Raw genomic sequence first — 20,391 nt, 5'->3', positions numbered from 1 at the left:
GTATGAGCGACAAGACAGCCGGAATCGCTGCGATCTATGCCGCCGAGCAGCACAAGCTGCAGCTACGGCTGATCCGGCGCGGGCTCGATGCGCAGCAGGCTTCCGACGCTGTGCAGGACATTTTCCTGCGCCTGCTCCGGTCGCCGCCCGCCGAATTGCGCGATCCCGGCGCCTATCTGCGCCGCTCGGCCGACACGATGGCGGTCGATCACTGGCGCCGCCAGCAGCGCCATACCGCCCTGTTCGAGCCATTGCCGCCCGAGGCTCCGGCGGTGAGCGACGATACGACCTCCCTCGAAGGACAGCTGCTTGCAGGCGAGCGCGACAGGCGCTTGCGCCGGGCGATCGAGGAGTTGCCGCCCCGAAGCCGCGAAGTCCTGCTGCTGCACAAGTATGAGGGGCTGAGCTATGTCGAGATCGGCCTGCGGCTCGGCATTGCCCGCAACACCGTCATGGTCCATCTCGCGAATGCCATGCGAAGCCTGCGCGCCGCGCTCCGCAATTCCGACTAATGCATCCGGCGGCGCGGATCGTCTATTGAGAAAGGCTTCGTCCGGTTGCCAGAGCGGCCCTCGGCCGCAAGGGTGGATTCGGCTCGGGATAGGGCGATGGCAGATCAGGCTGAGGAAACACCGGACGAGCAGGCCTTGCAGTGGTTCGTGCGGCTCCGCGATGGCGAGGCCGATGCGGCCGTGCGCCGGGGTTTCGATGCCTGGCTGACGGCGAGCCCCGATCATGCGCGGGCCTGGACGGAGCTCGAAATGCTCTGGTCCGATCTCGACCATCTCAGGCCCCTGAAGGCGGCTGAGGCCGCGCGCCCCGTTCACGCGGCCGTTCCGGCGAGGCCAAGGCGCTGGCGGCAGGTTGCTTTCGCCCTCGCGGCATCGCTGGTGCTGGCCGCGGGCATCCTGGGCATCTTCGCCCAATCCGGCCGGTTCGCGGATTTTCGGACGTTGGCCGGCGAGCGCCGTATCATCGCGCTCGCCGACGGCTCGCAGGTCGAGCTCGCACCGGCTTCTGCGATCGATGTCGACCTGACCGGCTCGCGCCGGATGATCAGGCTCGTCTCCGGCCAGGCCTTCTTCACCGTCGCGAAAGATCCGGCCCGGCCGTTCTCGGTGGCGGCGCGGGGCGGCACCGTGACGGCACTCGGCACGGCCTTCGACGTCAAGCTTGGGCTGGGCGCGGCGGTCGCGGTCGCGGTCGATGAAAGCCGGGTCAAGGTCGAGGTGCCCGGCGCGGCCGGTGTCGTCGTCGGCCAGGGGCAGGGCGTCGGCTACGAGGGCGAGACCATCTCGCCGCCGGGGCCGCTCGATCCCGGCGAGATCGGTGACTGGCGCCGGGGCCGGCTGGTCTTCCACGATGTCCGGCTGGCGGAGGCTGTCGCCGATCTCGAGCGCTATGGCGGCGGGCGCATCGGCATCCTGTCACGGGAAGCGGGCCAGCGCCGCGTGACGGCCGTGCTCGATGCGAGCGACCCGTCAGGCGGGCTGGATATGCTCGCCGGCGGCCTGGGTTTGCGCGTGGTCCGTCCCTTCGCCTGGCTGACGCTGCTTCTTCCCGTCTGAAAATTTTTCCGCAGTGCACTAATGAGTCCGGCCGCCGCCGGCGTCTTACCCTTGCGAGGGCCGGAATCGTCTCGACCCTCGCAATGTTCTGGGGATCGACAATGGGTATTCGGGTCGGAGCGCGGCTTGTCCGCCAGGCGAGACTGGCTGCGGCGCTGTGCGGAACCGCTCTGGCGGCGGGAATCGTTACCATGCCGGCGATGGCGCAATCCGCCCGGACGCTCGACATCCCCGCCCAGCCCGTCTCCTCCGCATTGATCGCCTTTTCGCGCCAGACCGGCGTCGCGGTCGTCGCTCCGGCCTCCGCTACCGCCGGCAAGCGCTCCGCCGCGGTCAATGGTGCCCTCTCGTCGGAAGCGGCCCTGTCCCGGCTGCTGGCCGGAACCGGCCTCAATTTCCGCTTCACCAGCGCGACCAGCGTGACGGTCAGTGCCGCGGGATCTGCCGGCGCTGCCGGCGGAGCGGTTCCGGAAGGCGCCATCGCGCTCGACACGATCGACGTCGCCGGCAACCCGCTGGCGCGCGGCGGCGTCGCCGAGATCCTGATCGGCCCGCGCGATCTCGAGCGACGGAACCCGACCGACATCCGCGACGTCTTCGGCGGCGAGCCGCGCGTGAAGGTCGGCGGCTCCACGCCGATGTCGCAGAAGGTCTATGTCAACGGCGTCGAGGAGACCAATCTCGCCGTCACCATCGACGGCAGCCGGCAGAACAACAAGGTCTTCCACCATAACGGCACGACGCTGATCGATCCCTCCTTCCTCAAGGCGGCACGGATCGATGCCGGCGTGGCCCCGGCCGATGCCGGCCCCGGCGCACTGGCCGGCGCCATCGCCTACGAGACCAAGGACGCGCGCGACTTTCTCAGTGGCAACGGCGTCGGCGCCTTCGCCAAGACGCAGTTCAACACCAACGGCTCGGTCTTCACCAACAGCCTGTCCGGCTATGGCCGCTACGAGGGCTTCGACTTTCTGGCCTATGGCACGATCGGCAAGGGCGACAACTACAAGGCCGGCGACGGCCGCGAGGTGCTCGGCACCAAGACGGACCTGCTGAGCGGGCTCTTCAAGCTCGGCTGGGAAGCTCCCACCGGCGACCGTTTCCAGATCAGCCATGAGCGCGTCCGCGACGACGCGATCCGGCCCTTCCGCGGCAATATCGGCTTCATCACCGGCCGCCCGGCCTGGGAGCCGCGCGTCCGCCGCTACGAGATCGACCGGCAGAACACGGTCTTCACCTATAGCCGCACCTCGCCGATCGGCCTGTGGGACCCCAAGGCCGTCATCGCCTATAGCCGCACCGACGTGGACACGCCGATCTTCGAGCGGCCTGTGGGCAGCAATCCGCTGCCCGTTACCTATCCCGGCACCGGCGTCACCGACAGCTTCAACGGCAAGTTCGAGAACCGCTTCGGCTTCGGCGAGTTCGGCAACGTCGTCGCCGGCGTCGACTTCTACAAGGACAAGGCGCTCTACAAGGACCGCAACTTCCGCGCCAGCGAGAAGGCCAGCAATCTCGGCATCTACGCGCAGGCGCGATTGAAGCCGTTCGAGCGCATGCGCCTGTCCTTCGGCCTGCGTGGCGACCGGCAATGGTTCACCGGCACGACCGGGGAGGAATTCGACAATTCCGGCCTGTCGCGCAACATCTCGGCCGAGTTCGACCTCATCCCCGAGCACCTGACCGTTCGCGCCGGCTATTCCCATGTCTGGGGCGGCGTGCAGCTGGCCGAGAACTTCATCATGAACACCGCCTGGCGCTATGGCCGCGGCGTCCGGCCGGTCCATTCGGACAACGTGATCGCCGGCCTCGTCGGGCGCTGGAACGGCTTCACCCTGGAAGGCTCGGTCTTCCGCACCGAGCTCGAGAATGCCCGCGCCGCCCGCTTCGCCGTCGCCAGCGCCACGCTGGCGCGTGAGATCGAGTCGCAGGGCTACGAGATCGGCCTCGGCTATGCCTGGGAGGACGGCTATATCCGCGGCAAATATGCCAGCGTCGATGTCCGGATCGACGGCCAGCGCGCGGATTCCGATACCGGCACCTATCTCGCCACCCCGATCGGCGACGTCTTCACCTTGACGGCGGCCCATACCTTCAAGCAATGGGGCGTGACCGTCGGCGCCGATGTCGAGATCGTGCGCGACTACAAGAAGGTCGCTCCGGGCAACCTGCCGCTCAAGGGCTACGAGGTCGTCAACCTCTTCGCCGAGTACAAGCCGCTGCAGATGCCGAACCTGACCTTCCGCGCCGAGGTCAAGAACCTGCTCGACCAGACCTATGCCGACCGGGCCACCTACGGCCAGGAATTCGGCACGGTGACGCCACTCTACCAGCCCGGCCGGGCAGTCGTGCTCAGCGCCTCGGCCCGCTTCTGATGCGCCTGGCCGGCATCCTCGCCCTGCTGGCCCTGCTGGCCCTGCTGCTGCCGTCGCTGGCGAGCGGGCGGGAGCTCGTCGATCTCGCCGGCCGCACGGTCGCCGTGCCCGACAAGGTCGAGCGCATCATCATCGGCGAGGGGCGCCATCTGCCGGCCCTCGCCATCCTCGACCGGGCCGATCCCGTCGCGCGGCTCGTCGGCATGATGGGCGATTACGAGGCGGTCGATCCGATCAGCTACCAGCGCTATCGCGAGCGCTTCCCGGCGCTCGACGCGGTCAAGCGGATCGGGCGCAATACGCGCGACACCTTCAGCATCGAGCAGGCGATCTCGGCCGCGCCGCAGGTCGCGGTCTTCGGCCTGTACGGCCATGGCCCGGATACCCGCTCCGGTGAGGTCATCCGTGCGCTGGAGGCGGCCGGCGTCGCCATCGTCTTCATCGATTTCCGCAGCGATCCGCTGGTCAACACGCCGAAATCCATGGAGCTGCTCGGCGCGCTGCTCGGCCGCGAGGCCGAGGCCGCCGAGTTCATCGCGGCCTGGCGGGCGGCGCTGGCCACCGTCACGGACCGGCTCGCTGCGGCCAAGCCCAAGCCCGCGCGCGTCTTCGTCGAGAGCCGGGTCGGGCTCGGCACCGGCTGCTGCGAAACCATGACGCGCGGCATGATGGGGCGCTTCGTCACGGCGGCCGGCGGTGTCAACATCGCCGACGATCTCATTCCGGGCGAGGCCGGCGTGGTCAATCTGGAATGGCTGATCTCGAATCCGCCCGAAATCTATATCGGCACGGCGATCGGCAGCGGCTTGCAGCCCGCCGACGCGCCCTGGCTCGCGCTCGGCCCCGGGGTCGATGCGGCGCGGGCGCGCGAACTGCTCGCCCGCTCGCTGACGCGCACCGGCATTGCCGGGCTCGACCCCGTCCGGCAGGGACGCGCCCATGCCGTCTGGCACCATTTCTACAACTCGCCCTTCAACGTGGTCGCCGTGCAGGCCTTCGCGCAATGGCTGCATCCGCAGCTCTTCGCCGATCTTGACCCGAAGGCGCTGCTGGCGACGATGCAGCAGCGCTTCCAGCCCGTGCCGCTGGACGGCACCTACTGGACGAGCCTGCGCTGAGGTGAACCTCATGACTGAGACATCGAGCCGGCAGCACAGCCATGCGGAGGTCGCGACCGCCTCCGCCTCGCGCTATCTCCAGCAGCTCTGCAAGCATTTCGGCCACAAGGTCGAGGCCAGTTTCGACGAGAAGGCGGGGATCGTCCGGTTCTCGATCGGCGATTGCCGGCTCCTCGCGGAAGGCGAGGTGTTGCGCCTCGCGCTCGACGCGCCCGATGCCGAGGCGCTGCTTCAGTTGCAGGACGTGGTTGCAAGCCACCTCGTGCGCTTTGCCTTCCGCGAGCCGCTGGTCGTCGAATGGCGGCCAGGGTCGTCCGCATAGGCGCCGCCAAGGACCGGCGAGCCGGCCCGGTGCCGCGAGGCGGGCGCTGAAGCTGCGGCTCAGAACCTGACGGCAAGCCTGGCATTGAAGGCGTGATCGCTCGCTCGCTGCGCGAGCTGGCCGTCATAGGCCATCGAAATCTCCGCATTGGATGTCAGGTTCGCCGCCAGGCTGGCTCCGAGGGTCAGCGCATTGCGCGCGATCGGCGTGCCCGCGATCGAAAAGGGCGCGCCGCCGGAGAAGGCATGCTGCGACAGGGGCGTCACGTCGCCCGTCGCATGCCGCCAGCCGAGCGTGCCGCCCAGCCGCATGACCGTGTTGCCGAGATCGAAGCGCGTCTCGGCGCGCAGGCCGAGCGTGGCGAAGGTGACCGCCGTGCTCTGTGCCCTGGCGGAGAGCACGGCGACGCCGCCCGTCTCGGCGAAGTCTCCGCTGCGGAGATTGATATAGGCGAGATTGGCGAAGGGCTCGAAGGCGACCCGGCCGAGGTCGAAGCGATGGGCGATCTCGCCGAAGGCCTGAAAGCTGCGGGCGTCATAGTCCGAACGCAGCGCCTCGCCGAAGCCGGAAAAGGCAGCGGTGCGCCGCGTCACCAGTTCATGCCAGGCATAGGTGACTGCGCCGCTCAGGCGGAAGCCGCCGAGTTCCGCACCGCCGTAGAGGCCGACATGGTAATTGTCCGCCGTGCCCTGCGATCCGCGGCCCGCGACCTCGAATGTCGAGCGCGAATAGCCGGCCAGCGCGCCGATCCGCGCTCCCGATGCCAAGGGAACGTCGAAGCCGGCGAAAAGCCCGCCGCTCGATCGCGTGACGGAGGCGGCATTGCCATCGCTGCGTGCCTGTCCCCAGGAGCCGAAGCCGCGGGCCCACAGGGCAAAGCTCTCGGGAGCCGGCGCGGCGACGGCGCCTTGGCCGGAGGCATAGGCCAGCGTCGCGATGCGCGGGGCCCCGATACCGTCGAAGACGGCGCGGATACGGTCCGAGACGGCGCCCCGCGCGGCCTGGCTACCCTCGATCAGGACGGTCTTGGCCGTGGCGTGAATCTCCCCGGATAGGCTGTCATAGGCGCGCCGCGCTTCCGCCGCGTCGCGCAGCTGCGTGAAGCTCAGCCAGAGCGGATGCGTATCGCCGAGGCTTTGCAGGCCGAGCGCCGTCTGGGCCTGGTTGCGCGTCTGCGCGATCGCGACGAAGGACAGGTCGTTGCGCAGCAAGGTCAGGCTGACGGTGTTCGCGTCATAGTCGAGCCGCGGATCGAGGAAGAGATAGCGGGAGCTCACCCCGTCGAAGCGGCCCTCGACGCCCTGATCGGCGGAGAGGATGGTGTAGCGCTGGTTCGGCCGGTACAGTCCGTCTTCGCCGACATGCACAACCGAGCCGCCGAAGAGGCGCGCCTTGCCGCTGGCATGGATCAGGTCGCTCGATGCGCCGCCCGGGCTGACCTCGACCTCATAGGTCGCGCCCCGCTCGAAGCGGATATCGCCGGTGACGGAGAGCGTGCCGATCGAGTCGCCCGGGGCGATCGCCCCGCCGGCCTGGATGATGGTCGGGCCCACGGTGCCGCTGCCTTGCAGCCGCCCGCCAGCCAGAACGTCGAGGCCGCCGCCGAGCGCGCCGTTGACCACGAGCGTGCCTGCGGACACGGTGGTGGACCCGGCGAAGCCGGAGCTGTTGCCGGTCAGGGTCAGCGTTCCCCGCCCTTCCTTGACCAGGCCGCCGTTGCCGCCGATCGAGCCTCCGAGGGTAAAGCCGGTGCCCGCGGCGGTCTCGATCGTGCCCGTGCCGGAAACCGTCACCGAGCGGTTGCTGGCGATGTCGGCGACCGTGGCCAGCCGGCCGCCGCCGTCGAAGGCGAGTGTCGAACCGGCATGGCCGAGATTGGTGTCGGCGATGACGGCAAGCGTGCCGTCGCGGATCACCGTGCCGCCGGAATAGGAGTTCGCGCCGGTCAGGAGCAGCGCTCCGGTGCCTTCCTTCAGCAGGCGGCCGGTTCCCGTGATGGATCCGGCATAGAGGCTGTCATCCGCCTGGCGGACGGTCAGGTCGGCGCTGCCGAGCGCGATCTCGCCGCCGATGCCGGCGATCAGGCGCATCGACAGGTCATGGCCGTTGAGATCGAGCTTGCCGCCGGTCAATAGCCAGTCGGTCATCACGGGCAAGGCCGTGCCGGCGCCGGCCTGCACGGTGCCGGCGGTGATCAGCGTCCCGCCGGCCCAGCTGTTGTTGCCGGTGAGGAGAAGCGTGCCGTCGCCCCATTTGATCAGGCCGCCAACGCCGCTCACCGGGCCGGTCAGCGTCAATGTCGTGCCGGAACTCGTCTCGATGGCGCCGGTGCCGCGCAGCAGGACAGTCCGACCGGTCACCATGTTCGCGGTGGTGTGAAGCGCGCCGCTGTCGAGGGTGAGATTGCCGCTGCCCGCGCCGAGATTGGCGTCGGCCGAGACCTGCAAGGTCCCGCCCGAAATGATCGTGCCGCCGCTATAGTTGTTCGTGCCGCCCAGGATCAGCAGGCCGTCGCCGGTCTTCTCCAGCCCGGCCGTGCCGGTGATCGTGGCATTGATCCGCGCCGTCTCGTCGTCGAGCACCCGGATTTCCGGCGTCGTGATGACGACGCCGCCATTGTTGTAGCCGTGCAGGTCGAGACTGTCCCCGGTCAGCGTGTAGCCGCCACCGGCGAATTGCAGCCCGACGGCACTGAGCGGGCCGTTGCTGTCGTCGAGCGTGACGATGCCGCCTGGGCCGCGGAACACGCCATACGCGCCGCCCCATGACGTGGTCGTCGCGCCGCCGAGATTGAACCAGTTCGGGTCGTTGGCATTCCAGACGCCGTCCGCGCCGCCAGCCGATGTCGTGCCCCAGAGCTGCAGGATGTTCAGGCCGTTGGCGGTCACGAGGACATCGACCTTGCCGGTTTGCGAGGCATCGACGCCATAGGTGTAGGCGAATGGACCGGTCGACGGCATGGCCCCGATGATGAAACTGCCGTTCGACGGACTCAGTGCGCCGCTATAGGTGATGACGCGATGGTAGCCGATCGCGGGCTGGGTACTGCTGCCGAGATTGAGCGTGGCGTTGTTCAGAACGAGATTGCCATTGACCCGCGTCGTCGCCGAGCCCGGCGACGAGGCTCCATAGCCGTGCAGGCGGTAGTCGTAGTTGCTGCTGGCATCGAGTGTCAGCGTACCGTTGACGATGAGCCGGGAGTCATCGGACGGCTTGATCGTGCCGCCGCCATGGGCGGTCACGTTGCCGTTGACGGTGAGCGACGTCAGGCCCGAGGGTGCGAGCGTGCCGCCGTTGTTGATCGTGGTCGCGCCGATGCCGCCGCCGCCGGCGACGATGCCGCCGTTATCGATGGCGACGGTTCCACCGAGGCGCGCGGTGCCCGCCATCTGCAAGGTGCTGGCCGCGACCGTCGTCTGCCCGGAGAAACGGCTGCTGTCGGCGGAGAGAATCGTCGTGCCCGCGAGCAGGTCGATGGCGCCGGCGCCGGAAAGAGCATGGGAGAAGGTGTAGCCGGGCGTGTTGTGGTTGAAGACCAACCGGCCGTTGCCAGCGCCGAAATGGATGCCGCTGGTTAGTGTGCCTGCGCCCGCCGCTGCCTGCCCCGCCGCCGCTCCGATAGTGATGGTGCCGAAGCTGCCCGCGTTCCGGGCGAGTTCGATGGGCCGGCTGCCGCCCGCACTTACCTTGCCGCCATCGATGACGGTCAGGGTGCCGCTGCCGGAATTGCCGACAGTCAGGGCGGTTGTTGCGAGACTCGCGCCAGCACCGCTCACCAGTGCCGATCCCGCGCCGCCATCACCGAGAGTAAGGGCTCCGGTACCGATATGCGAGCCGTTGCCGATGATGCTGATCGAGCCGCTGCCGCCGGCCGCGGCGCCAGCGCTGATCGCACCGGCCTGGACGTTGCCTCCGGCGGAGACCGCCAGGCTGCCCTGTCCTTGGTTGCCGATCACGAGCGGCCCGTCCACGGTCCATCGTGCTCCGGCGCCCGCAACCGAGACGGCCGCGGACGAGCCCGCACCCTCTGCGATCCCGGCCTTCGCGGCCGTCAGCTGCGTGCCGGGCGCGAAGGCGAGGGCGCCCGCCCCGATCGCCATGTTGCCGCGAAAGGCAGTTGGGGCGCCGCTGAGCGTCCAGGTGCTCGCGCCCGTTTTATTGAGATCCGAAAAGCCCAGATATTGCTCGCCCAGTCCGGCGAGGTTGAAGCCGGCATTGGTGCCGCCGCCGAGGATGAGGGTCGCGTTGCTGCCGCCATTGACCTTGCCGACGAGGTTGTAGCCCGCCTGCAGCTCCACCGTGTTGCCGCTGCCATTGAGGGCGATCGCGGCGCCTTGCGAGCCGAAGACAGGGCCTTGGCTGTCGCCACCGCGCACCTCTCCGGCGATGATCAGGGACGTGCCGCCGCGCAGGACCTCGATGCCGGAGCCTCCATTGCCGCCGGGGTGGTTGGAGAATGCCTGCCCGAGCCCTCCGCGCCCGCCCCAGACCTGCGCGCCGTTCTGGACGGTGATGGTGGCCCGGCCGTCGATGAAGATGCCGGCGCCACCGCCGCCGACCGACTGCGTGCTTCTGGCATCGCCGCCGCTGCCGCCCACGATGCTTCCGCCCGCGGTGACGGTCGCGTCACCGGTGACGCGGATGCCGTCGCCGCCCCAGCCGGGCAGGCCGAACGGGCCGCCGCGACCGCCCGCGCCACCCAGTGCCTGGCTGTCCCAGGACAGAGAGATGACTGTGCTGCCCCCGCTCGCCGCCATGACCTCGATACCGGAGCCGCCATTGCCGCCGTTCCCGTCGGCGCCCGGATTGCCCTGGTTGGCCTGTGGCATCGGGTAGCCGTAGGTCGAGCCTGCATCGCCGCCGCCCCCGCCGCCTCCACCGTCGCCGCCATTGCCGCCGCGGGCGATCGTCGCGAAGAGATTGAGCTGCCGCCCATAGGCCGAGAACAGGCCGGCGCCGCCCGCACCGCCATTGCCGGCGCCGCCACCGGCCCCGCCGTCGCCCGGATACCAGCGCGCGGTGACCGTGCAGATGCCGCGGCCATAGCAGATCGTCGTCTCATAGGCTCCGGAGCCGGACCCACCGTTGCCACCGTTGCCGCCGCGGCCGCCATTGCCGCCTTGCAGTACCGCATTCGTACTCGTCACGACGAGATTGGAGGGCGTGACCCAGTGAATACCGCCCAGGAAGGGGTCGGCCACCCAGCCTGCGCCAGGCAGCGTCAACCCGGAGCCGCCGCCTCCGCCTCCGCCGCCTCCGCCGCCACCGGCGCCGCGGTGCCCTATGAAGGGATCCCTGTAGGAGTCGCCGCCCTTCGCCCCGGTCCCGCCGTCGCCGCCATTGCCGCCGGTCAGGTTAATCGTCTGGCCGGCCGTCAGCAGCGTGCCGGAGAAGTCGAGGCCGGCGGCTCCGCCACCGCCGCCGCCACCGCTGCCGCCGTCATGTCCCGGCGCGCCGCCCCCGCCACGCGAGGGCGATCCGCCCGCCGAGCCGGATTGTCCGATATGCCCGCCATATCCGGGCGGGATCGAGGACAGGATGGGTGCGCCGTTGACTCCGCCGCCATGGCCGCCGCCGTGGCCATGCGCGCCGCTGCCGCCCTTGCCCCCGCCCGAGCCGGAGCCGGTCTCCGCATTGGCGCCGCCACCGCCCCCACCACCACCGCCGGCACTTACGCTTGCGGTTCCGCCGCCGCGGCCACCCGTTGGAGGACTGGCGCCATGGGCACCGCCGGTTCCGCCCTTGCCGCTCACTTGCCCCCAGGCGGGCAAGGCCAGCGCAAGCGGCGCGCAGGCGCCGGCGAGCGCAGCCAGAACGCGCAGCATCGCGGTCGAGGAGGCGAAGCGGCCTGATCCGTGGACGGGGCGGAGCCGGGCGATCATTTACGGCCCTGCCGGCACCAGCTCGGCCGCCAGATCGCGGATGGCGGTTCGCAACCCCTCGAACATGGCGAAATCGACCTTGCTCGCGACGACGAAGATGCCGAGCCGGCGATTGGGCGAAAGCACGACATAGCTCATGAAGCCGCCTATGCCGCCGCTCTTGCCGAGGAGGAGCGGCACCCGGTCCTTCGGCCGGCTGACGATCCAGCCCAGCCCCATGCCTTCTGAATCCGTCGCCTCGACGCCGACCAGCCGCTGGAGCCCGTCATGCGGCCGCCAGAGCGCATGCGCGAGCGTCCGCGCCGGCCGGCCAGCGGCGTCGTCGGCAAGGTGCCAGCGCATCCACCGCACCATGTCGTCGGCGGTGGTGTAGATGCCGGCGCTGGCCTGCATCACCTCGCTCGCCTCCCAGTTCGGATCGGGCTTGCCGAACGGGTCGAGCCCGATCATCAGCCGCGACTTCTGCGCATCGGACAGGCGCAGGCTCGTATCCGCCATGCCGAGCGGCCGGGCGATGCGCTCGCCGACCAGTTCGGCGAACGGCTTGCCGCCGGCCTTGCCGAGCGCCTCACCGAGCAGGCCGTAACCGAGATTGGAATAGATCGCGGTCGTACCCGGACGATAGGCGGGCCGGTTTCCGGCGATCCAGTCCCAGTAATAGGAGGCCTTGTAGGTCGTGAACGGATTCGGTTCGCCGGGCGGCGTCGCCGGGTCCGGCAATTCGCGCGGCAAGCCTGCCGAATGGGTCGCGAGGTCGAGCAAGGTGATCGGCCGGTCGTCGAAGGCCAGCGGCGCTTTGCCGGGCGGAGCATAGCGCGCAAGCGGCGCGTCCAGCGCCAGCTGCCCGCTTGCGGCCATGGTAGCGAGCACGTCGGTGGCGAAGACTTTCGAGACCGAGCCGACACGGACGATCGAGCGGCCGTCCGGTTCCTTGCCGTTCCCCGGTGCCGTTTCGCCATAGCCGGCTACGAAGCTGTCCTCGCCATGGACCACGGCCAGAATCAGGCCGGGCGCCCGCGCGTTGAGGAACATCGCGACGCCCGCCATCGACGCCGCCTCGCGCAGGGCGAGGTCCTCAGCGACGGCGCGCTGCGGGCCGGCGAGTGCGGCGATCGCAAGCGAGAATGGAAGGGCGAAGCGTGTGACCGCGCGTATCATCATGCGTCGCGGTCTCGAGCCGTTGAGAAGAGGCGAACGGCGAAAGGGCATAGGCAGGGCAAGTCCGTTGCAGAATCCCCGTATTGAGATCGCGCGCTCGCCGAGCGACAAGCGCTCTTCGACGAACCGACATGCAGGTTCGACGAACGGCGCGGCGAGCCGAATTCATCGTGAGAAATCAGTTAAACGATCGGGGCGGGAGCCCTGCGAATCAGCGGCGGCGTTCACACGCCGAGACGATTTCGCAGTTCCTGGCGGTACGGACGCGACACCGGCCAGGGGGCCGCCACGCGGTTGAGCCCGATCGTCCAGGTTTCGCCCGCGCGCCGGTCGAGGCCGTTGACATGCTGCAGGTTGACGATCGCTGTCCGGTGGATGCGCAGGAACGATGATGGCGGCAGCATTCCCGTCCAGAGCGCCAGCGAACGCAGGTCGAGCACGGCCGAGCCGTCCTGCAGCCAGACCTTCACATAGTCCCGCGCCGAACGGACGCCAACGATGGCCTGCGGCTCGACGCCGATGGTCTGCCCCGGCCGGCGCAGATAGATCAGCGGGACGAACGGTCTTGATGCATCGGTGCGGGAGCGCCCGCCCGGAAGCGAGCCGTAGCGCGCCAGGGCAATCAGGTCGGCGCACTGGAAAAGGGCAGCTATCTCCGTGTCGAGCCAGCGCCGGGGGGTGAGGGTCGCGTCGAAGCCGATGCAGGCCCGCAACCGTCCTTCATGGAAGACAGGAACGCTGAGCACGCTCTTGTCGTTCTGCCTGAGCATCTCGACCTGGAGCGCGCGGGCCGGGCGCGGCAGATCGGCGACGCGGTTGATCATAACGGCATGGCCCTTCGCCAGGAACTGGTGGAGCCAGGCGATCATCGCCACCGGCGTGTTCTGCAGGTCCTCGACATAGGATTTGACGCCCTGCCGGCTCCATTCATGCGTGTTCCGGAAGCGCAGCAGATCGGCGTCGTACTCGAACATCCAGGCCCGGTCGGCTCCGGCCTGCGCGCCGATCTCGGCCAGGGCCGCGGTGATCGCGATATCGACAGGCTCCCGGAACAGCCACCTGGCGACGTGGTAGGGCCAGCTCGGCGCCATGCCGTCTCCGTCGGCGGTTGACGGGTGAATTTCGTAGGCGGCATCGACCGCGGGAGCTGGACACTCCATGCAAGACGGGACCTTCTGTTGGCGATCGCCCGATCCAGTCACAGCCAATCCGGCGGAAAATCAAGACGGGCCGGATCATCGCAGGGCTCGGTCTTTCATCGACGGCAAAAGCCGTGTCCCAAGCACGGCCGCGTCTAAACTGCCGGGCGAAGATATTTGTCGCGCGACCGGAACAGGTCGATCTTGATCTTTTAGGATTTCGAAAGCGCTCGACCGTAATCCTGACCGGCCCCATGCTCGGGAAGAGGTCGACATTTGACGGTTGCAGGCGATGCTCAACCCTTTTCCATGGACAGCACTCTGCTGAATGCTGTCTTGGAACATGTCGATCAGGGCATCCTGATGGTGGATGCCCAGGGTTACGTGGCCGTCTGCAATCAGCGTGCGATCGACTTGCTCGGCCTGCCTTCCGACCTGATGCGGTCCAATCCGCTCTTCGAGGACGTGAAGAGATGGCAACTGCAGCAAGGCGAATTCGGCACGGTCACCGAGACGTTGCTTCGCGCCATCAAATACGAGGGCATCAACGTCGAGATCCTCGACTACGAAAGGCAGAGGCCGGACGGAACCGTGCTCGAAATCCGGACCAACCGCCTGCCCAATGGCGGAATGGTCCGCACCTTCACCGACATCACCGTCCGGAAGGCGGCCGAGAGCGCGATCCGCGTCAGCGAGGAGCGCCTGCGGCTGGCCTTGCAGGCGAGCCAGATGGCGGCATGGGAGCTCGACCTCGAGACGCAGTGGGTCGATCGCTCCGACAACTCCATGGCGCTGCTCGGAATTGGCTCGGGGCCGGCCTCCGACTTCATCGAGCGGGTTCATCCCGACGATCGGCAGAAGGTGACCGCCTTCTGGCGCTCGGTCATGTCCGAGGGCAGCAACGCGACCGAGGTGCGCTATCTCGCGCCCGGCGGCAGGCAGACCTGGGTGGCGCTCAGGGCTGAGCGAAAGGATGACCGGCGGCTCATCGGCCTCACCTTCGATATCGCGGACCGGAAGGTGGCCGAGGACGCCATCTGGCGGACCGCGAACCATGATCCGCTCACGGGGCTGGCGAACCGCGCGCTGTTCCAGTCCCGGCTCGAAGAGGCGCTGAAGAATGCGGAGCTTTCGGGCTCCGGCGTCGGCCTGCTGCTGCTCGATCTCGATGACTTCAAGGACGTCAACGATACCCTCGGCCATGTTGTCGGCGACCTGCTTCTTCAGGAAACGGCTCTTCGGCTCGGCAAGCTCGTTGGCGAGGGGGATACCGTCGCGAGGCTGGGTGGCGACGAGTTCGCCATCGTGCTCGCCGAGGTTTCGGGGGCTTCCGAGGCAACCGCGCGCGCCAGGGCCATCGTCGATGACCTCTGCATCCCCTTCCAGCAGGAAGGGCGGGCGCTCTCGACCACGGTCAGCATCGGGGTGGCCGCCTTCCCGGAGCATCATCGCGAGCCGATCGAGCTGATGAAGGCCGCCGATATCGCGCTTTACCGCGCGAAGGAGCAGGGCCGCAGCCAGGCGGCCGTGTTCACCAGCGCCGCCCGCGCGAAGATGGAACATCGCGTCACGGTCGCCCGCGAGGTCCGCGACGGGCTGGCGGCGAAGCAATTTCATCCGCACTACCAGCCGAAGGTCTCGCTCACGACGGGCAAGATCGTCGGGTTTGAGGCGCTGGTGCGCTGGCAGCATCCGAAGAAGGGGCTTCTGTCCCCCGCCTATTTCGGTTCCGTCTTCGCGGAACAGGCCATTTCAGCCGCGCTTGGCGAGCAGATGATTCGTCAGGTTGCCGCCGATGTCAGGTTATGGCTGGACCAGGGCCTCGAATGCGGCCGGGTGGCCGTCAACCTGTCTTCGGCCGATTTCTCCGACGCGCGCCTCGCCGCCAGGATCATTCGCATTCTGGAGGAGGCCCGCGTTCCCCCGGTACATTTCGAAGTCGAGGTCACGGAAACGGTCTTTCTGGCGCGCCGGACGGCGACGGCATCCTTCATCCTGAGCGAACTGCATAAGGCCGGCGTCTCCATCGCCCTCGACGATTTCGGGACGGGGTTCGCCTCGCTGATCCATCTCAAGCAGTTCCCGGTCGACCACATCAAGATCGACCAGAGTTTCGTTCAGAACCTGACCTGTGATGACGGCGATGCTGCGATCGTCGCCGCCATCGTGAATCTCGGCCACGCCATGGGCATTCACGTGACCGCGGAAGGCGTCGAAAACACCGAGCAGATGACGCGCCTGCGGGACGTCGGCTGCGATTTCGCCCAAGGCTACCTGTACGCGAAGCCCCGCCCCGGCGCGGAGGTGCCGAAGACCATCCAGGATTGGCCCCTGCGCCAGATTCACGGCGCCGCCGGAGCCGACAAGAGCAGATACGTTCGCAACCTGCGCTGATGCCAGCTGGGCGGCTGCCGGATACGATCCTGGCCATACTCGGCTTCCTCGCTGGTTGTTTCTCTGCGTTGCCGTACCGCCCTTGCTGCGGCGGCGCGGCTATCGGCCGCCGGTCACAAGCCTTTGCCGTAGCGCTCCATGTTGGCGGGCAGCGGCGTCGCCCTTGTTCCCGGCTGCTGCGGCAGCGCGCAAAATGCCGGCCTCGACTCTGATCGGCTCCTGAAAGTGATCCTTGATCCACGGGATGTCCTCGATGATCGTCGAGGCGGGTGCCAGTCGGAGAGATGGACATGGACCTGGCTCATCTCGCCGGCACGAGGCGCCACCGACAGACGATATGCATGGGCGAGGTCCGCGACCTGGATGTGTTCGGTGATGCCAGCGAGCCGGGTCACGTCGGGCTGGGCAAAGGTCTGGGCGCCAGCAGCCAGAAATGCCTTGAAGGCGTCCAACTTGTAGAATTGCTCGCCGAGCGCGACTGGGATCGAGGTTGAGCGGACAAGCGCCGCATGACCCGCCACATCGTCATACCACAGCGGCTCGCCGGCTGCGGCGTCTCGTCAGAACCGGTAGAACCGCTCAGCAGTCCTGCCGAAAACAGCGTCCGCTCCCGAAGGTTCGACCAGTTCGCGGGCGGCGCCCAGCCAGTCGTCATAGCTGCCATTGCGTTCGAGCACCGGCCAGTCGCTCGCCCACATCAGGCGCTCGGGGCCGAAGGCGCCAAGCAGGACATCGGCATAGGGCGTGAAAGTTTCGACCGTCCAGCCGACCGCGGCTCGCGTCGGCATCGCCGAAAATTTGCAGAAGGCCGTGCTGTTGCGCGCGAGCCAGGTCATCCCCTCCGCCCAGTGGCGGAAATCAGCGTCGCCCGGTGTCCAGTCCCGGATTTCCGGCTTGCCGCAGTGATTGATGACCAGCCGCAGGTCGGGGTGACGTGTCACCAGTTCGATCAGATGCGGCAGATGGCGCGGCTGGATCAGCGCGTCGAAGCTGAGATCGAGCGCGACGAGATCGCGGAAGGTATGGGTCAGCTCCTTGCGCAGCATCCAGGCATCCTCGGCGATGTCCTGGATCATCGGCCGGACACCGCGGAACGGCGGCAATTCCTTCAGCCGTTCGAGATCGGCGCGTGAGGCTGGATCGGCGAAATCGACCCAGCCGACCACGGCGGCGATGCAGGGATTGTCGCGCGCAAGCTCGCAGAGGAAGACCGTCTCGGCGACCGTCGGGGCCGCCTGGATCACCACACTGCGGTCGATGCCGTTGCGAGCAAGGTGAGGCGCGAAATCGGCCGGCTCGACATCGCGATAGAGCGCGCCGACCTCCGGCGTCAGCCAGCCGTAATCGCCGCGCGACAGCCGCCAGAGATGGTGATGCGCATCGACGCGCAGGGCGCGTTCCTGCGTCATGACCGGTCCGTCCTGTTGGCCGTTGCGAGATCGCTGCGCAGACGCTCCAGCTCCGACATCCGCTTGCGGCCGCCCTGCGGTACGCGCGCATGCGCTTCAGCGATCAGCGCCTCGGTCAGCACCATCGCTGGCACGATCGTGTCCCAGGCCGAGGGCGCCTCGACCCGGACCGGCAGGACATGATGCGCGAGCGCCGCGATCGGCGACATCCAGGGATCGGTGACCAGCACGATGCGCAGATCGGCATTCCGCGCGGCATTCGCGAGGGCGTAGAGGTCCGGCTGGTAGCGCCTGACGTCGAACACCACGAGCAGGTCGCGCCGGCCGAGATCGAGCAAGAGATCGGCCCAGACGGAATTCGGTCCGGTGATTTCCGAGACGCCGCCGCGCATATGCTGGAGATGCGTGCACAGATAGGTCGCGGCCGAACGGGTGAAGCGCCCGCCGGCGACGACGATGCGCCGGGCATCCGTGGCGAGCAGCGTCGCGACCGCTTCCACCTCCGACGGCACGAGATCCTGCAGCGAAGCCTCGACTTGCTTGGTGAGCGCCGTGCCGAAGCCGAGCCAGGGCCGTTCCGCCGCGCCGTCGTCCTGCGCCGGGCGTTCCAGCACCAATGGCCCCTTGAGGCGCTCGTCGAGTTCGGAGCGCAGTTGCGACTGGAAATCGGCATAGCGGGGATAACCGAGCCGGCCGATCAGGCGCTGGATCGTCGCCGGACTGACCTCCGCCTGTGTCGCGAAAGCCGTGATCGCCTGCAGGCCGGCGAGTGGATAATCCGACAGCAGCGTCCGCGCCGCCTGCCGCTCGCTCTGCGTGAGATCGCTGAGCCGCTGGCGGATGGTCGTGGCGAGAACCTGGCTGTCGGACGGCGTCGTCACGTCGGATCTCCTCAAGCATCGGACCGAAAAGTGGCATGCACTTTTCGGATCAATCCGATGCGAAACGAAAGGGATGAATCGACATCTCGCCTCCGGTGAGGTGGATGTCGGTCCATCGACTCGTTCTCAGTAGACCGACGCGTAGCGGCTGCAAATCTCCGCGTCGATCAACCCTTCGACGAGATCGAGCTCCTTCTGCTTCATCGACAGATAGCTCTGACGCACCTCCGGGTGCAGCCAGCCGCTCACCGTCTCATCGGCGGAGAAGGCGGCCAGCGCCTCCGGCAGGCTCGCCGGCAAGCGATGCAGGCCGAGCGTTTCGCGCTCCTCCTCCGTCAGCGAGGCGGGGTCCATGCCGACGAGCGGCGGCTGCGGCAGCTTGTGGCGCAGGCCTTCAAGTCCGGCCCGGACGATCATGCCGAGCGCCCAATAGGGGCTCGCCGTGTTGTCCGCCGCCCGGTATTCGAGGTTGAAGGCCTTGGCGATGTCGACACCCTGCCCCTCCGGCACCGGGCAGATGCGCACCGAAGCCTCGCGATTGAGCGCGCCGAAGGCGGTATAGGCCGCGCTCCAGTGATGCGGCTTCAGGCGCTGGTAGGAGACGACGCTCGGCGCGGTGAGCGCGACGAGGGCCGGCATGTGCCGCATCACGCCGGCGACGAACTGACCGGTCGCCTCGCTGACCCGCCCCGGCCGCGCCGGATCATAGGTCACAGGCCGGCCGTCGCTGTCGCGGAACGAGAAATGGATGTGCAGGCCATTGCCGACACCATCAGGCGTGAGCTTCGGGACGAAGGTCGTCGCCAGGCCGCAACAGCGCCCGACCTCGCGGGTGATCTCGCGGATCAGAACGGCGCGATCGGCGGCGGTGACCGCATCGGCCGGCCCGCAGACCAGCTCGAACTGGTCGCGGCCATATTCGGCCAGCACCATCTCGGGCTCGGTGCCGGCCTCGCGCAGGGCCGCCATCAGGAGCGGCGCGAAGGGATCGGCACGCCGAAGCGCCGCCAGCGAGAAGGACGGCGCCTGCTCCCATTCAGGCTCGCTGATCTGGAATTCCTGCTCGAAGGCGGCCGTGACCGTGAGCCCGGTCTCGCGTTCGAGATCGGCGAGGGCGGCCTTCAGGAAGGACCGGCCGCAGCCATGCCAGGGCGTGCCGTCGAGCTCCGTGATGTCGCAGAGCACGCCGTTGAGCGCCGTCACCTCGGGCAGGGTCGAGACGCGGAAGCGCGTGGCGAGATCGGGCTTCAGTCTGAGATCGCCGGAAGAGCCCCAGGGATTCTCGGCGATGACGTCGAAGGGCGTCAGCGCGAGATTCGCCGGCACCCAGCCGCAGCCCTTGAGCACGGTCTTGTCGGAGGCGGCGGCCGCGATCCAGCGCCCGCGCGTCAGGCCGGTCATGTCGGTGGTGAGAAGGGCGAGAAGCTCGTCGCCCACGGGAAGCTCCGTCGTCATGATGCCATCCCTTCCAGCCGGCGGGTGATTTCGTCGGTATCGGTAACCCAGCAATAGCCGCCGAAGGCGCGCAGCGCCGCCTGATGGCGCTCCTCGGTGTAGGTGCCGCAGGCATCGGCGACGAGGCTGACGAGATAGCCGCGGTCGGCAGCGTCACGCACCGCCATGTCGACGCATTGATCGGTGAGCTGGCCGGCAATGATCAGGTTGCGGCAGCCGAGATTGCGCAGGACATAGTCGATATTGGTCGAGTTGAAGACGCCGGACGAGGTCTTGGGCAGCACGATCTCGTTGTCGATCGGGCTGAGCTCGTCGATCACGTCGCCCTCGGGCGCGTCGACCGCGATGTGGATCGGCGTCAGCTTGTGGTCGAGCGAGCGGTCGCGCCCGTCCTTGGTCAGGCTGCGGATGATGGTGTGCAGCACGTCGGCCCCGGCGCGGCGCGCGGCACCGAGGATGCGGACCTGATTGGGCACCACGAGGTCGCGGGCGCGCTTGTAGAAATAGCTCTCGGGATCGGCGTCGGGGTGATCCGGATCGAGGCCGGGGATCGTCCAGATCTTCTGCATGTCGACGAAGAGCAACGCCGTCGCGCCCTTCTCGAACGGGGCGTCGCGCCGGATTGGCATGGTCATGGCAGCCTCTCGGATATCGTCGCAAGGAGCAGCCGGCGGCGGCAAGGCGCCGCCG

The 20,391-nt window shown here is 68.2% G+C and carries 14 protein-coding genes; 6 read left to right on the top strand and 8 right to left on the bottom strand.

Annotated features, from left to right (window positions below; translation table 11 throughout):
• The first annotated feature begins 2 nt into the window (after positions 1-2).
• The 5 genes from AC07NY_RS23390 (at position 3) to AC07NY_RS23370 (ending at position 5,383) form a co-directional block, all read left to right on the top strand.
• Positions 3-512, top strand: coding sequence for an RNA polymerase sigma factor (locus AC07NY_RS23390; protein ID WP_494585807.1), 510 nt, complete (start codon positions 3-5; stop codon positions 510-512).
• A 96-nt stretch (positions 513-608) separates the two neighbouring features.
• A complete protein-coding gene (locus AC07NY_RS23385) occupies positions 609-1,568 on the top strand; it encodes a FecR family protein (RefSeq protein ID WP_494585806.1) in 960 nt (319 codons plus the stop codon).
• A 101-nt stretch (positions 1,569-1,669) separates the two neighbouring features.
• The gene (locus AC07NY_RS23380; RefSeq protein WP_494585805.1) at positions 1,670-3,943 is read left to right on the top strand and encodes a TonB-dependent receptor; all 2,274 of its coding nucleotides are present in this window, start codon (positions 1,670-1,672) and stop codon (positions 3,941-3,943) included.
• On the top strand, positions 3,943-5,061 hold the full coding sequence (locus AC07NY_RS23375; RefSeq protein ID WP_494585804.1) for an ABC transporter substrate-binding protein: 1,119 nt from the start codon (positions 3,943-3,945) through the stop codon (positions 5,059-5,061). The genes AC07NY_RS23380 and AC07NY_RS23375 overlap by 1 nt, the downstream gene beginning before the upstream one ends.
• 10 nt (positions 5,062-5,071) lie before the next feature.
• Entirely contained in the window at positions 5,072-5,383 is a 312-nt protein-coding gene (locus AC07NY_RS23370) for a DUF2218 domain-containing protein (protein ID WP_494585803.1), read from the top strand.
• 59 nt (positions 5,384-5,442) lie between these two features.
• On the opposite strand, the gene AC07NY_RS23365 is transcribed toward AC07NY_RS23370, so the two are convergent.
• From AC07NY_RS23365 to AC07NY_RS23355, 3 genes are all read right to left on the bottom strand, one after another.
• Entirely contained in the window at positions 5,443-11,265 is a 5,823-nt protein-coding gene (locus tag AC07NY_RS23365) for an autotransporter domain-containing protein (protein WP_494585802.1), read from the bottom strand.
• Positions 11,266-12,426: a D-alanyl-D-alanine-carboxypeptidase/endopeptidase AmpH gene (gene ampH, locus AC07NY_RS23360; protein ID WP_494585801.1), complete on the bottom strand. Its 1,161-nt coding sequence runs from the start codon at positions 12,424-12,426 to the stop codon at positions 11,266-11,268.
• 221 nt (positions 12,427-12,647) lie between these two features.
• Positions 12,648-13,514, bottom strand: a complete 867-nt coding sequence (locus AC07NY_RS23355; RefSeq protein ID WP_494585800.1) for a LytTR family transcriptional regulator DNA-binding domain-containing protein — start codon at positions 13,512-13,514, stop codon at positions 12,648-12,650.
• A 357-nt stretch (positions 13,515-13,871) separates the two neighbouring features.
• On the opposite strand from AC07NY_RS23355, the gene AC07NY_RS23350 reads away from it, so the two are divergent.
• A complete protein-coding gene (locus tag AC07NY_RS23350) occupies positions 13,872-15,956 on the top strand; it encodes a putative bifunctional diguanylate cyclase/phosphodiesterase (protein WP_494585799.1) in 2,085 nt (694 codons plus the stop codon).
• Between the two features lie 113 nt (positions 15,957-16,069).
• Here AC07NY_RS23350 and AC07NY_RS23345 read toward each other — a convergent pair whose 3' ends face one another.
• From AC07NY_RS23345 to AC07NY_RS23325, 5 genes are all read right to left on the bottom strand, one after another.
• The gene (locus tag AC07NY_RS23345; protein ID WP_494585798.1) at positions 16,070-16,477 is read right to left on the bottom strand and encodes an enolase C-terminal domain-like protein; all 408 of its coding nucleotides are present in this window, start codon (positions 16,475-16,477) and stop codon (positions 16,070-16,072) included.
• A gap of 39 nt (positions 16,478-16,516) precedes the next feature.
• Positions 16,517-17,365, bottom strand: coding sequence for an amidohydrolase family protein (locus AC07NY_RS23340; RefSeq protein WP_494585797.1), 849 nt, complete (start codon positions 17,363-17,365; stop codon positions 16,517-16,519).
• Entirely contained in the window at positions 17,362-18,246 is an 885-nt protein-coding gene (locus AC07NY_RS23335; RefSeq protein ID WP_494585796.1) for a MurR/RpiR family transcriptional regulator, read from the bottom strand. The genes AC07NY_RS23340 and AC07NY_RS23335 overlap by 4 nt, the downstream gene beginning before the upstream one ends.
• 126 nt (positions 18,247-18,372) lie before the next feature.
• On the bottom strand, positions 18,373-19,701 hold the full coding sequence (locus tag AC07NY_RS23330) for a glutamine synthetase family protein (RefSeq protein WP_494585795.1): 1,329 nt from the start codon (positions 19,699-19,701) through the stop codon (positions 18,373-18,375).
• Entirely contained in the window at positions 19,698-20,336 is a 639-nt protein-coding gene (locus tag AC07NY_RS23325) for a cysteine hydrolase family protein (protein WP_494585794.1), read from the bottom strand. The genes AC07NY_RS23330 and AC07NY_RS23325 overlap by 4 nt, the downstream gene beginning before the upstream one ends.
• Positions 20,337-20,391: the final 55 nt, after the last annotated feature.

The organism is Allobosea sp. GW821-FHT09G06, from assembly GCF_059416005.1.
Note: the sequence above shows the minus strand (reverse complement) of the source record. Positions and strands in the feature narration are given on the sequence as shown.

What these genes read in the sequence shown, in the direction of transcription:
- AC07NY_RS23390 (WP_494585807.1), top strand. Translation starts at nt 3, where the DNA reads ATGAGCGACAAGACAGCCGGAATCGCTGCGATCTATGCCGCCGAGCAG.
- AC07NY_RS23385 (WP_494585806.1), top strand. Translation starts at nt 609, where the DNA reads ATGGCAGATCAGGCTGAGGAAACACCGGACGAGCAGGCCTTGCAGTGG.
- AC07NY_RS23380 (WP_494585805.1), top strand. Translation starts at nt 1,670, where the DNA reads ATGGGTATTCGGGTCGGAGCGCGGCTTGTCCGCCAGGCGAGACTGGCT.
- AC07NY_RS23375 (WP_494585804.1), top strand. Translation starts at nt 3,943, where the DNA reads ATGCGCCTGGCCGGCATCCTCGCCCTGCTGGCCCTGCTGGCCCTGCTG.
- AC07NY_RS23370 (WP_494585803.1), top strand. Translation starts at nt 5,072, where the DNA reads ATGACTGAGACATCGAGCCGGCAGCACAGCCATGCGGAGGTCGCGACC.
- AC07NY_RS23365 (WP_494585802.1), bottom strand. Translation starts at nt 11,265, where the DNA reads ATGATCGCCCGGCTCCGCCCCGTCCACGGATCAGGCCGCTTCGCCTCC.
- ampH (WP_494585801.1), bottom strand. Translation starts at nt 12,426, where the DNA reads ATGATGATACGCGCGGTCACACGCTTCGCCCTTCCATTCTCGCTTGCG.
- AC07NY_RS23355 (WP_494585800.1), bottom strand. Translation starts at nt 13,514, where the DNA reads ATGGCGCCGAGCTGGCCCTACCACGTCGCCAGGTGGCTGTTCCGGGAG.
- AC07NY_RS23350 (WP_494585799.1), top strand. Translation starts at nt 13,872, where the DNA reads ATGGACAGCACTCTGCTGAATGCTGTCTTGGAACATGTCGATCAGGGC.
- AC07NY_RS23340 (WP_494585797.1), bottom strand. Translation starts at nt 17,365, where the DNA reads ATGACGCAGGAACGCGCCCTGCGCGTCGATGCGCATCACCATCTCTGG.
- AC07NY_RS23330 (WP_494585795.1), bottom strand. Translation starts at nt 19,701, where the DNA reads ATGACGACGGAGCTTCCCGTGGGCGACGAGCTTCTCGCCCTTCTCACC.
- AC07NY_RS23325 (WP_494585794.1), bottom strand. Translation starts at nt 20,336, where the DNA reads ATGACCATGCCAATCCGGCGCGACGCCCCGTTCGAGAAGGGCGCGACG.